Source organism: Sulfurimonas sp. HSL1-2 (genome assembly GCF_039645565.1).
GTDB lineage: Bacteria > Campylobacterota > Campylobacteria > Campylobacterales > Sulfurimonadaceae > Thiomicrolovo > Thiomicrolovo zhangzhouensis.
The window spans coordinates 2,455,131-2,467,916 of record NZ_CP147914.1; the positions used below are offsets into that span (position 1 = coordinate 2,455,131).

The 12,786-nt window shown below is 53.2% G+C and carries 10 protein-coding genes, 2 tRNA genes and 2 rRNA genes; 6 read left to right on the forward strand and 8 right to left on the reverse strand.

Going from position 1 to position 12,786, the window contains the following annotated elements; all coding sequences use genetic code 11:
• Positions 1-122: 122 nt before the first annotated feature.
• The 4 genes from WCX18_RS12555 to WCX18_RS12570 form a co-directional block, all read right to left on the reverse strand.
• Positions 123-2,988: ribosomal RNA gene (locus tag WCX18_RS12555) — 23S ribosomal RNA — on the reverse strand.
• Between the two features lie 189 nt (positions 2,989-3,177).
• Positions 3,178-3,253 (reverse strand) — tRNA-Ala (locus tag WCX18_RS12560).
• Between the two features lie 12 nt (positions 3,254-3,265).
• Positions 3,266-3,342 (reverse strand) — tRNA-Ile (locus WCX18_RS12565).
• Between the two features lie 127 nt (positions 3,343-3,469).
• Positions 3,470-4,972: ribosomal RNA gene (locus WCX18_RS12570) — 16S ribosomal RNA — on the reverse strand.
• The 16S and 23S rRNA genes sit together here with 2 tRNA genes alongside, the layout of an rRNA operon.
• Positions 4,973-5,460: 488 nt before the next feature.
• Between WCX18_RS12570 and WCX18_RS12575 the strand changes: the two genes are divergently transcribed.
• Together WCX18_RS12575 and WCX18_RS12580 are read left to right on the forward strand one after the other, a co-directional pair.
• Positions 5,461-6,162 carry a Bax inhibitor-1/YccA family protein gene (locus WCX18_RS12575; RefSeq protein WP_345985473.1) on the forward strand — a complete coding sequence of 234 codons (702 nt, stop codon included), beginning with the start codon at positions 5,461-5,463 and terminating at the stop codon, positions 6,160-6,162.
• Entirely contained in the window at positions 6,146-6,562 is a 417-nt protein-coding gene (locus tag WCX18_RS12580; protein ID WP_345988363.1) for a thiamine-phosphate pyrophosphorylase, read from the forward strand. The genes WCX18_RS12575 and WCX18_RS12580 overlap by 17 nt, the downstream gene beginning before the upstream one ends.
• Here the strand turns inward: WCX18_RS12580 and WCX18_RS12585 are convergent.
• The 4 genes from WCX18_RS12585 to WCX18_RS12600 are packed head-to-tail and all read right to left on the reverse strand — an operon-like array spanning position 6,549 to position 9,724.
• Positions 6,549-7,232, reverse strand: coding sequence for a methyltransferase domain-containing protein (locus WCX18_RS12585; protein ID WP_345988365.1), 684 nt, complete (start codon positions 7,230-7,232; stop codon positions 6,549-6,551). The two genes, WCX18_RS12580 and WCX18_RS12585, sit on opposite strands and share 14 nt — an antisense overlap.
• Positions 7,229-8,026 carry a metal ABC transporter permease gene (locus WCX18_RS12590; RefSeq protein ID WP_345988367.1) on the reverse strand — a complete coding sequence of 266 codons (798 nt, stop codon included), beginning with the start codon at positions 8,024-8,026 and terminating at the stop codon, positions 7,229-7,231. The genes WCX18_RS12585 and WCX18_RS12590 overlap by 4 nt, the downstream gene beginning before the upstream one ends.
• 13 nt (positions 8,027-8,039) lie before the next feature.
• Complete coding sequence (locus tag WCX18_RS12595) at positions 8,040-8,801, reverse strand: metal ABC transporter ATP-binding protein (protein ID WP_345988369.1); 762 nt, start codon at positions 8,799-8,801, stop codon at positions 8,040-8,042.
• Entirely contained in the window at positions 8,798-9,724 is a 927-nt protein-coding gene (locus tag WCX18_RS12600; RefSeq protein ID WP_345988371.1) for a metal ABC transporter substrate-binding protein, read from the reverse strand. Before WCX18_RS12600 ends, WCX18_RS12595 begins: the two co-directional genes overlap by 4 nt.
• A 112-nt stretch (positions 9,725-9,836) precedes the next feature.
• On the opposite strand from WCX18_RS12600, the gene secG reads away from it, so the two are divergent.
• Genes secG through pyrE form a run of 4 tightly spaced genes read left to right on the forward strand, consistent with a single transcriptional unit; the run spans position 9,837 to position 12,300 of the window.
• The gene (gene secG / locus WCX18_RS12605; RefSeq protein WP_345988373.1) at positions 9,837-10,178 is read left to right on the forward strand and encodes a preprotein translocase subunit SecG; all 342 of its coding nucleotides are present in this window, start codon (positions 9,837-9,839) and stop codon (positions 10,176-10,178) included.
• 7 nt (positions 10,179-10,185) lie between these two features.
• The gene (locus WCX18_RS12610) at positions 10,186-11,127 is read left to right on the forward strand and encodes a polysaccharide deacetylase family protein (protein WP_345988375.1); all 942 of its coding nucleotides are present in this window, start codon (positions 10,186-10,188) and stop codon (positions 11,125-11,127) included.
• A gap of 2 nt (positions 11,128-11,129) precedes the next feature.
• Positions 11,130-11,687, forward strand: coding sequence for a ribosome recycling factor (gene frr / locus WCX18_RS12615; RefSeq protein WP_345988377.1), 558 nt, complete (start codon positions 11,130-11,132; stop codon positions 11,685-11,687).
• Positions 11,688-11,691: 4 nt separating this feature from the next.
• Positions 11,692-12,300 carry an orotate phosphoribosyltransferase gene (gene pyrE, locus WCX18_RS12620; RefSeq protein ID WP_345988379.1) on the forward strand — a complete coding sequence of 203 codons (609 nt, stop codon included), beginning with the start codon at positions 11,692-11,694 and terminating at the stop codon, positions 12,298-12,300.
• Positions 12,301-12,786: the final 486 nt, after the last annotated feature.

A 12,786-nucleotide genomic window follows, 5' to 3' on the forward strand; every position in this document is an offset into this window, starting at 1 on the left:
CGTGTCGGTATTATGTATGTTTTATGCCAAGTGTTAGCATAAAATATGATTGTTAAAGTCAACGGTTGCAACTACGGCTATTACAGCTCATACTGAGTAAGGCAGTAAGACACTAATTTTAGGGAAAAAAGACGAACGGACTATTAGTACTGGTCAGCTAAACAGATTGCTCTGCGTACACACCCAGCCTATCAAGCATGTAGTCTTCATGCGTCCTTCAGGGAGAGTTCATCTTGGAGTTGGCTTCCCGCTTAGATGCTTTCAGCGGTTATCACATCCGAACGTAGCTACCCGGCGGTGCCCTTGGCAGGACAACCGGTGCACCAGTGGTTCGTCCAACCCGGTCCTCTCGTACTAGGGTCAGCTCTCCTCAACTCTCCTACGCCCACGGAAGATAGGGACCGAACTGTCTCACGACGTTCTGAACCCAGCTCGCGTACCGCTTTAAATGGCGAACAGCCATACCCTTGGGACCTGCTCCAGCCCCAGGATGCGATGAGCCGACATCGAGGTGCCAAACCTCCCCGTCGATGTGAGCTCTTGGGGGAGATCAGCCTGTTATCCCCGGCGTACCTTTTATCCTTTGAGCGATGGCCCTTCCACACAGAACCACCGGATCACTATGACCGTCTTTCGACTCTGCTCGACGTGTATGTCTCACAGTCAGGCTGGCTTATGCCATTATACTCTACGATGGATTTCCAACCCATCTGAGCCAACCTTTGTAAGCCTCCGTTACTTTTTAGGAGGCGACCGCCCCAGTCAAACTACCCACCAGACATTGTCCTGACAGAGGATAACTCTGCGCAGTTAGCTATCAGAATATTCAAGGGTGGTATCTCAAGGGTGCCTCATTAGCAACTGGCGTCACTAAATCAACGGCTCCCACCTATCCTGCACATGAATATCCCAATAGCAGTGTCAAGCTATAGTAAAGGTGCACGGGGTCTTTCCGTCTTTCCGCGGGTAGGAGGAATTTTCACCTCCACTACAATTTCACTGGATCCCTGGTTGAGACAGCTCCCATCTCGTTACGCCATTCATGCAGGTCGGTATTTAACCGACAAGGAATTTCGCTACCTTAGGACCGTTATAGTTACGGCCGCCGTTTACTCGTGCTTCAATTCACCGCTTCGCAAAGCTAACGGATCCTTTTAACATTCGAGCACCGGGCAGGCGTCACACCCTATACATCCACTTACGTGTTGGCAGAGTGCTGTGTTTTTGGTAAACAGTCGGGAGGGACTCTTTGCTGCGACCCGCTTCCGCTCCACCCGCAGGGGTTTCACGTACAACGGGCACACCTTATTCCGAAGTTACGGTGCTAGTTTGCAGAGTTCCTTAACCAGGGTTCTTCCACGCGCCTTAGAATACTCATCTCACCCACCTGTGTCGGTTTACGGTACGGGCGACTGTAGATATGCTTAGAAACTTTTCTCGGCACGACGGCATCAACGATTCTGTTTCTGCTCCGAAGAGCGTCGACAGCCTGTCAGATCTCGGTCTCATGTAAGGCGGATTTGCCTGCCTTACAACCTACATCCTTCGAGCCACTATTCCATCAGTGACCTCGTTTAGCCCTATGCGTCCTTCCATCACGCTCTACAGTCGGTATCGGAATATTAACCGATTTGCCATCGTCTACCCCTTTCGGACTCGACTTAGGTCCCGACTAACCCTACGATGACGAGCATCGCGTAGGAAACCTTGGGTTTACGGCGAAGCAGATTCTCACTGCTTTTATCGCTACTCATGCCTGCATGCTCACTTCCATCCGCTCCAGCACTCCTTGCCGGTATACCTTCAACGCTGAATGGAACGCTCTCCTACCACTTAGTAAAACTAAGTCTAGAGCTTCGGTGTACATCTTAGCCCCGTTATATTTTCGGCGCAGAATCGCTAGACCAGTGAGCTGTTACGCTTTCTTTAAAGGATGGCTGCTTCTAAGCCAACCTCCTGGTTGTTTCAGCAACTCCACATCCTTTTCCACTTAGATGTAACTTAGGGACCTTAGCTGCTAGTCTGGGTTGTTCCCCTCTCGACGATTGATTTTATCACCCACCGCCTGACTCCCGAGGTTACACATACAGTATTCGGAGTTTGATAGGGTTTGGTACCGCGGTGAGCAGCCCTAGCCCTGTCAGTGCTCTACCCCTGTATGCTAATGCTCGAGGCTATACCTAAATATATTTCGGAGAGAACCAGCTATCACTGAGTTTGATTGGCCTTTCACCCCTATCCACAAGTCATCCGGGGGCTTTTCAACGCCCATCGGTTCGGTCCTCCACCGGCTCTTACACCGGCTTCAACCTGCTCATGGATAGATCACTCAGTTTCGGGTCTGCAGCATCTGACTAATCGCCCTATTAAGACTCGCTTTCGCTACGGCTTCGCGTTCGCTTAACCTTGCCAGATACCACAACTCGCAGGCTCATTATGCAAAAGGCAGTCCGTCACCCCTCATAAAGAATGGGGCTCCGAATGATTGTAAGCTATAGGTTTCAGGTTCTATTTCACTCCGTTCACCACGGTTCTTTTCACCTTTCCCTCACGGTACTGGTTCGCTATCGGTCTGGTAGTAGTATTTAGCCTTGGAGGGTGGTCCCCCCATGTTCAGTCAAGATAACACGTGTCCCGACCTACTCGAATAACATGCAGATAGTTTTCGCTTACAGGGCTATCACCTTCTATGGCTCCTCTTTCCAAAGGATTCTGCTAACACACTACACGCTTTAGGGCTAGTCCCATTTCGCTCGCCGCTACTCTGGGAATCTCGGTTGATTTCTTTTCCTCAAGGTACTGAGATGTTTCACTTCCCTTGGTTCGCTCCCCGCAGGGTGACACGACTCTCGCCGTGCCGGGTTGCCCCATTCGGAAATCCCCGGATCAAAGCTTCTTGGCAGCTCCCCGAGGCTTATCGCAGCCTAGTACGTCCTTCATCGCCTCTACCAGCCTAGGCATCCACCTATAGCTCTTAATATCTTTATTCTAATTAGCGCTTACTGCCTTACTCAATATGAATAAGACTGTAATATTTAATTGTAGTTGCAATACTTACGAAGTAATCTTCATAAATATTTGTTGACTTTAACAATGATAATTCAATGAACGTTTTAGACTCTTATACACTAAGAAGTCTAATATCAGTACTTCTAAAAGTACTCGTATTAGGCTTCGTGGTGGAGAATAGCGGGATCGAACCGCTGACCTCCTGCGTGCAAAGCAGGCGCTCTCCCAGCTGAGCTAATTCCCCACATAGTGATCCTGGTGGGCCTAGGAGGACTTGAACCTCCGACCTCACCCTTATCAGGGGTGCACTCTAACCAGCTGAGCTATAGGCCCCTTCTCGGCATTTCTAATTCAATAGAACACAGATCACTGAAAACTAAGCAAGCAAGCGGACAGACACAATCTGAAATGTGAGATTTTCTCTTCGGGCCACCAAACGAATGGTGCCCGGTTACTCTAGAAAGGAGGTGATCCAACCGCAGGTTCTCCTACGGTTACCTTGTTACGACTTCACCCCAGTCGCTGATTCCACCGTAAGCGGTAGCTACTTTAGCTTCCCGATTTCGGGTGAAATCAACTCCCATGGTGTGACGGGCGGTGAGTACAAGACCCGGGAACGTATTCACCGTAGCTTAGCTGATCTACGATTACTAGTGATTCCAGCTTCATGCACTCGAGTTGCAGAGTACAATCCGAACTGAGAGACGCTTTATGAGATTGGCTCCACCTCGCGGTATCGCAACTCTCTGTACGCCCCATTGTAGCACGTGTGTAGCCCTGGCCGTAAGGGCCATGATGACTTGACGTCGTCCTCACCTTCCTCCTCCTTGCGAAGGCAGTCTCCTTAGAGTGCCCAGCCGAACTGCTGGCAACTAAGGACGAGGGTTGCGCTCGTTGCGGGACTTAACCCAACATCTCACGACACGAGCTGACGACAGCCGTGCAGCACCTGTTTTCAAGCTCCAGTAAACTGGCACTTCCGTATCTCTACAGAATTCTATCAATGTCAAGGCCAGGTAAGGTTCTTCGTGTATCTTCGAATTAAACCACATGCTCCACCACTTGTGCGGGTCCCCGTCTATTCCTTTGAGTTTTAATCTTGCGACCGTACTCCCCAGGCGGAATGCTTAATCTGTTAAGTGCATCACCGAAGTAACGAGTACCCCGACGACTAGCATTCATCGTTTAGGGCGTGGACTACCAGGGTATCTAATCCTGTTTGCTCCCCACGCTTTCACGCCTCAGCGTCAGTTATGTCCCAGCAGATCGCCTTCGCTTTCGGTATTCCTAGTGATATCTACGGATTTTACCCCTACACCACTAATTCCATCTGCCCCTTCCATACTCTAGGTTCCCAGTTTCAAGTGCAGTTCAATGGTTGAGCCATTGGATTTCACACCTGACTTAAAAACCCGCCTACGCGTCCTTTACGCCCAGTGATTCCGAGTAACGCTTGCTCCCTCCGTATTACCGCGGCTGCTGGCACGGAGTTAGCCGGAGCTTATTCATTAGGTACCGTCATTTTCTTCCCTAATAAAAGGAGTTTACACACCGAAATGCGTCATCCTCCACGCGGCGTTGCTGCATCAGGGTTTCCCCCATTGTGCAATATTCCTCACTGCTGCCTCCCGTAGGAGTCTGGTCCGTGTCTCAGTACCAGTGTGGCGGATCATCCTCTCAAACCCGCTATGTGTCATCGCCTTGGTGAGCTCTTACCTCACCAACTAGCTGATACAATATAGGCCGATCCCATAGCGAAAAACTTTCCCTGCGAACAGGAGTATCCGGTATTAATCACCGTTTCCAGTGGCTATCCCAGACTATGGGGCACGTAACCTATACATTACTCACCCGTGCGCCACTCGTCAGCAAAGTAGCAAGCTACTTCCTGTTACCGTTCGACTTGCATGTGTTAAGCACGCCGCCAGCGTTCACTCTGAGCCAGGATCAAACTCTCCATAATTGAAAAGACACTTCATAAATGAAGCGATTACTGATCCAGCCCAAGATATAAAATCATTGGCTGTATAGTGTCTATACTTAGTTTCCCAAGTAATAGACGGTTATTGTGTCTTATCTAAGTAAGACTTCCAGACCTTGTCTGTCCATCCCACTTGCTTAGTTTTCAATGATCTCAAACTTTCGCGATCTTCAACCCGAAGTCCCGCTAGATAGGCCTCTTTTCGATGCCTCTCATCGTTTGTGGACGGGAATTATAGGGGATTTCAAAAGCAATGTCAAGAGGTTTTTGAGAGGAATTGCAAAATATGTCAAATTTCTTTTTTTTGACCCTTTTTCACCCCATTTTTGTTACGAAAATATACACAAGTGGAAGTGTCGCCAGCAATAAGAACTATTTTCACGCCAAACCCTCTGAATTTATTTACTATCTGTTTGACATGGACCTTGTATAGTTCAGAAATCAAACTCCAATATATAGAGGTATAGACTATGGGACTTTATGATAGAGAATATGCACGCGGCAGGGCAGCGGATCACTACGCAGCCAACCGCAGTGAAACACAGATCGTTTCCTTTGTAAAAGAGACCTACAAACTGTTTGCCGCTTCCCTGATGGCTGCGGCTGTCGGTTCGTACGTGGGGATTCCTATCGCCGGGACCCTTCAGGCGATGCACTGGCCGCTCTTTTTCCTGGTCATCGGTCTGCTGATCGGCCTGCACTTTGCCAAGCACAAGCAGGGGCTCAACCTGATCCTGCTTTTCGCATTCACGTTTGCAACCGGTATGATGATCGCACCGCTGCTCTCCGTCATCCTCGGTATGTCCGGCGGGGCGACCATTGTCGGTAACGCTTTTGCAATGACATCAGTCATCTTCGGCGCCATGAGCTTCTACGCCATCCGTACGACGAAAGACTTCACCTCTTTCGGCAAGCCCCTCTTTATCGCCCTTCTGGTGATCATCGGCTTCTCGATCGTCAATATCTTCCTCGGAAGCCCGCTGATGGCCGTCATTATCTCCGCCGCAGCGGTTTTCCTGTTCAGCATCTTTGTCGTTTACGACACGCAGGCGATCATGCGCGGGGTGTTTGAAACACCGATCGAGGGCGCCGTTGCCCTCTACCTCGACTTCTTCAATATCTTCGTCAACCTGCTCCAGCTCCTGGGCATCTTCGGTGGCAACGAAGACTGACGCTCTTTCACCCGATCTCTTTCGGGTGATCGACGCCAACCTGAACCGCCTCAAAGAGGGCATCCGCGTCATCGAGGATATCGCCCGCTATCTCCAAAACGACAAAACAACCGCTTCCAGTCTCAAAGCCCTTCGCCACCGCAGCAGAATAAACGATCTGCAAAACCTGCTCTCTTCCCGGGACAGCGTCAATGACGTGCTGCGTCCGACGGTAGAGAGCGAATTGAACCGTTCCTCGATTGAGAGCATCCTCATCGCCAACTACAAACGGGCCCAGGAGTCGTCACGGGTATTGGAGGAGATGTATAAGATCGTCGACCCTGCCCTCTCTGAAACATTCAAGCAGATCCGCTACGAGCTCTATACACTGGAAAAAGAGCACCTGCTCAGTTCTGAATAAAGAGCACCTCGAACTCCAAGCGGTCTGACGGATAATTCTGCATCAGCTGTTTCGTCTCTTTATAGGTGAGGACATTGCGGTTCCCGCTGACCCCGCTGCGCTTGATATAACGGAACATGTCGCGTGTATTGTCAAAGGCGAGCGAGTAGCGGACCACTTCGCACGATGCATTGAAAAAACGCTTTGCCAGCCGTTCCACTTCATCAGCACTCCGAAGTAGCGGTGGCAGCCCCGCCGTTTTGAACAGGGTTCCGAAGGTCCCTGCCGTGAAGATCGCAAGGGAGACCGGTGCATTCAGTGAACGGATCAATGCGAAGGTGTGCGCCAGGTCCGGCGACCACTGCAGGGCGGAGGCGGAAAAGACACGGTCGAAGTGTGCTGCTTTCAGCGAAGCGTAGAGCTTTGGATCGTCGAAGTCGCCCTGGAGACACATAATATGCTCCCCCTGGGGATGCAGCACCAGCATCCCTGGCGCAAAATCAATGCCGACAAGTTGTTGATAAGGCCAATCGATACGTTCGGCGACAGCACCGCGCCCACAGCCGATATCAAGCAGATGCTGCGGTGCATCCTTTACTCCGGCGACCAGTCTTTGCGCCACCTTCTTCTGAATAACATTGTAGCTGCCGTAATGGTCGGCGTAACGGGAAAATTCGTTCTGAACGTTCATCGGCGGTTGATCAACAGGGAGATGACAAAGATCAGCAGTACGCACATGACGATGGTCGCGCCGCTGGGAAGTGCGAAGGCGTAGGAGAGCAGCATACCGGCGGTCACCGAAAAGAGGGCAAAAAGAACCGAAAGGCCGACCGTGACAGAGAAGCCCTGGCGGAAACGCAGGGCCGCGACGGTGGGGATAACCATCAAAGCACCGATCAGCAGGGTCCCGACGATGCGGATGGAGAGGGCGATGATGACTGCAACAATGCTCACTAGCATAAAGTTCAGCAGCGTCACCGGAATGCCGCCCGTTTTGGCAACCTCCTCATCGAAGGCGATAAAGTAGAGCTCTTTATAGAAGTACCCCAACAGTGCCAGGGCCGGGACACCGACGGCGAAGATCGTCCAGACCTCTTCCCGCGAGACGGAGAGGATGGAGCCAAAGAGGTAGCTGAAAAGCGAGCTGTTGAATGCCCCCGCCAGGGAGACGATGATCACGGCCAGGGCAAGCGAACCCGAAAGGAAGATCGCCAGGACGGCATCGGAATAGAGGTGAAAAAAACTGCGCAGGTATTCGATGGTCCATGCACTGAGCAGTGCCGCCGCCACCGCCATCCAGACCGGGTTGGTCTCGGTCAGGATCCCGACGGCGACCCCGACCAGCGCCGAATGCGCCAGGGTCTCCGTCAGCAGCGCGTAGCGGCGCAGGACGACGAAGGCCCCGCTGATAGAGGCCAGCAGCGCGATCATGATCCCGGCAAGAAACGCATTGACCATAAACTGGTATTGGAACAGTTCCAGCATCGCCTACTCCTCGTCAGTGCCGGTGGTGCGCGCTGAGCAGGTGCGCATCAATGCCGTAGAGTTCGCTCATGCCCTCGCAGCTGAGCAGCGTCTTGGGGTCGTTGCAGGTTGAGAGCCGCTGGTTGACCGTAAAGACCCGCGCGATGTCGTCGGCGATGACACCGATGTCGTGGGTCACGAAAAGGATCGTCAAACGCTCGTCCCGGTTCAATTGGCGCAGCAGGGCGTAAAAACGCTGCTGCGAGGGCTGATCAACCCCGGTGTTCGGTTCATCGAGAATCAGCACCTTCGGCTCCGAAGCCAGCGCACGGGCGATCATCACCCGCTGGCGCTGTCCGCCGGAGAGCTCGCCGATCAGCTTCCCCCGCAGGTCCGACACTTCCATCCGCTCCATGGCATGCTCGATATGGCGGCGGTCGTCATCGTGCCAGCGCTTGTCCCATCCGATCCCGGAGATGCGCCCCATGCTGACGACCTCTTCCACCGTACCGGGAAAGAGGCGGTCCGTCTGGGTCACCTGCTGGGGAACATAGCCCACCTGTTTCCAGCGGCGGAACTGCTTTTGCGGTTCGCCGAAGAGCCGGATCGTTCCCTCGGAAGGTTTTTGCAGGCCCAGCAGCAGGCGGACCAGGGTCGTCTTCCCCCCGCCGTTGGGACCGATCACGGCGCAATACTCCCCCTGCAGTACCTTCAATGAAACGTCCGAGAGAATCGTCTGCCCGCCGACACTGTATCCCAGGTGTTCCACCTCGAACACGGCGGGCTCGAAGGTCATCGGCACTCCAATGCGTCATGCAGTTTCAGGAGGTTGGCATTCATCAGGCGAAAATAGTCCGCGCCGATCTCGTCGGCGGTAATATTCGCCAGCGGTTGAAGCACATCCACCCGCACGCCCGTCTCCGCAGCGAGCGACGCCACCAGCTTGTCACTGACAAACGACTCGTAAAAGAGGGTCTTGATGCCGTGTTCGCGTACCGTATCGGTGAGTTGCGCCATCGTTTTCGCATTGGGCATCGTATCCGGAGAGAGTCCGGTAACGGCCTCTACATGGAATCCGTACCGCTCGGCAAGATAGCCGAAGGCGTTGTGGCTGACGACGATCGTGTCCAGCCCGCAGCCGCTCAGGCGTTTGCGGTAAAGGGTGTCAAGCGTCTCAAGTCGTTTGATATAGGCAGCACCGCGCTCCCGGAGTTTTCCGGCATCCAGCGCCGGAAACGCCGAAGTGAACAGTTGTTCTGATGCTTTGACAAGCGCGATCATGTTGTCGATGTCGAGCCAGTAGTGCGGATCGGCACCGTGATGATCGTCGTCGTGCATCTCTGCCGTTTCGTCGTGGTGCGCATGCCCCCCTTCGTGCAGCCGGACGTACCGGCTCATATCCTTCGCGTTGCCGAAAGATTCAAATGGTTCGGCCCAGGGCTCGAGGCCGGCACCGCTGTAGAGAAACAGCCGGCACTTCTCTACCCGGATCATATCCTGCGGCGTCGGTTCAAAGGTGTGGACATCCCGGCCGAACGGGATCAGCATTGCCACCTCAGCATCCTGCTCCAGCAGGTGGCGGGCGATATCATAGAGCGCAAACGTCGTCACGACGACATCCGCTTTGCCAGCCTGCACCTTTTTTGCGGGCACGGCGACCACCAGGGTCACCACCAAAACGATTAACAGTACCAGCAAAACAATGATCGCTTTTTTCAAAATCTCTCCACGGCTTTCTTCCCCGAATTATAGCGAAGCTTCCCGTCCCATTAAAGAATGGGGTTTTTTTCGCTATAATTCGCCACTTTAAAGCGAATGATTAAGGATAACAATGACTTCTTTCTTGCTGATCGTCCAGGTTGTGCTGGTGATCCTGCTGACCATCGTCGTACTGCTGCAGAAGAGCTCCAGCATCGGCCTGGGAGCCTACAGCGGTTCCAATGAATCCGTCTTCGGTGCCAAGGGTCCGGGAAGTTTCCTGGCAAAAACAACGTTCTTCTTCGGCTTCCTTTTCGTTGCCAATACGATTGCCCTGGGTTACTTCTATGCGCAGGCCGCCAACAAGTCCGTCGTCGATGAGATCGTCACACCGGTGACGGCGGCAGCTCCGGCTGCTGCGGAGAGTGCGGTTGCCCCTGCAGCCTCGGCTGCCGAAGCCAACGCCTCCAACTAATCCCGCCATGCGCAGCTTCCTGCTGACTGCGCTGCTGCCGCTGGTACTCTTCGCGGACGCGCACATCTTTGTTTTTCACCGCTTCGGGGATGTGCGTCATGCCTCTACCAGCACCGCCATTGAGACCCTCCGTGCTGAATTCGACTATCTCAAGACGAACGGCTACAAGGTTATCCCCCTCTCCCGCCTGGCCAAAGCCCTGAAAGAGGGTGAAGCCATTGACGACAAGTGGGTCGTCCTCACCATCGACGACAGTTACAAAAGCTTCTATGAAAACGGCCTGCCCCTCTTCAAAGAGTACGGCTACCCTTTTACCCTCTTTGTCTATGTCGCGGCGGCGGACAAGAACTACGGCGATTTCATGACCTGGGATCAGATCCGCGATACGGCACAGTACGGCGAACTCGGCCTGCACGGCTACGGCCACAGTCATGAGTGCCACCTCGAGCCCTATAGACTCAAAGAGGACACCGACAGGGGGCTGCGTTCCTTCGCCAAGGAGCTCCGCCGCGTACCGCGCTACTACGCCTATCCCTACGGCGAATACAACCCCGAAGTCAAAGCGGGGATCGCTGATTACGGGTTCGAGCTGATCCTCAACCAGAACAGCGGCGCGGTCAACGTGGACAGCGACCCGCTTGATCTCGACCGGACGGCGCTGACCGGGGATAATCTCATCGCGCAGAAACTGAAAATCGAACGCCTGGACACCGAGTGGATCGCCCCCCTGCGGTGGCCCGAAGATGGCAGATTAAAAGAAATACACGCTAAAATTGCACCGACATACCGCACGGCGGAGTACTATATCAGCGGCCATGAATGGGTGCGTGTTCCCGTTGAGAACGGCGAAATTCGTGTCAAAACCGATGTAAAGCTCGCACTGCCGCGTAGCCGGGTCTTTATCAGGGTCGGTCAGAAACAAGAAAGTATCATCTTAGTAAAGGAGTGAGAATGCTTGACGAAATCTATCAAGAATGCGAAATGGATATGGAAGGTGCGCTCGAGCACATGCAAAACCTGTTCAAGACCCTGCGTACGGGGAAAGTAACGACGCAGGTCCTTGACGGGATCAAGATCGATTATTACGGGGCGGCGACCCCGCTCTCCCAGGTGGCGACGGTCCTGGCAACGGATGCGACGACTATCACCGTCTCCCCGTGGGAAAAACCGCTGCTCAGCGCTATCGAATCCGCCATTGCCAAGGCGAATATCGGTGTCAACCCGAACAACGACGGCGAGCAGATCAAGCTTTTCTTCCCGCCGATGACCGTCGAACAGCGCCAGGAAAGCGCCAAAAAGCTGAAGAAAATGGGTGAAGACGCGAAAGTCGCCGTCCGCAACGACCGCCGCAAAGCAAACGACACGATCAAAAAGCTTGAGAAAGACAAAGAGATCACCGAGGACGACTCCAAACGCGCCCAGGACAACATCCAGAAGATCACGGACAAAATGGTGGCAAAGATTGATGATATCATCAAACAAAAAGAACAAGCCATCATGACGGTGTAACGGTATGGATATCAAACAGATCTACCTCGATGCCGATGCGATGCTTGAAGGCCACTTCAAGCTCAGCTCCGGCAACCATTCGCAGTTCTACCTCCAGTCCGCCAAAGTACTCGAGGATCCGAAAACGGCCATGAAACTGGCCAATGCCCTGGCCGAGCAGATCAAGGCCAGCGGGGTGAAGATCGATACCGTCTGCTCCCCGGCGATCGGCGGCCTCATTGCCGGCTTCGCTCTGGCACAGGCCCTGGATGCCCGCTATATCTTTACCGAGCGCGTCGGCGGTGAAATGACGCTGCGCCGCGGCTTTGACGTCAAAGAGGGTGAAACCATCCTCATCTGCGAAGATATCATTACCACCGGAGGCTCTGCCATGGAAGCGGCCGCTGCCGTCGAAGGGCTCGGCGCGAAGGTCGTCGCTTTCGCCGCCCTGGCCAACCGCGGTTTCTGCCGCCGCGAGCACAGCAGTATCGAAGCAAAACCGAACTGCAAGCTCCCCGGCGACCTCCCTTTCTTCGCCCTGGCGGACTTCGACTTCGAGATGTACGCCCCCGAGGAGTGCCCGCTCTGTGCCGCCGGCAGCGAAGCGATCAAGCCGGGCTCGCGCGGGAACTGACCGCCCCTCTCCCCGCCCGGAAATTTCTTTTTCCGTGCCCTTAAAAAAAAGCTTTATTTAAGTCCTTTTCTGCTCCTATATAGAATTATATATAATCAATTATTTTTATACTTCACACTGTGAATAACCTGTGTGTTTTTTCATCGGTCGACGACGGATAAATTTGGGGAAACGGGTTCAATGGCTGTTCAAAAAAGTATCTGCAATATAACCTCAGACCGTATTTCTTCGGTCATGAGTTGCTTATTAATTATCACGCAATTGTCTCTGGCTTGGTAAAGTAAGGGGAAAGTATACGGAGCGGTTGTTTCGTCACGATTGTTGACTGCAAGTTTTCGACGTTGCTTCGTAGAACGTCTATGGAGTTTTCACTATTGATTGAAAGCCTTCGGCGGTGCTTTGCACAACGGCTTTGGTTTGTGCGGAATTTCGCTTTGCTGCATCGCACCTAAAAACACCAAGCAGCTGACTCCATCGATTGGAAGC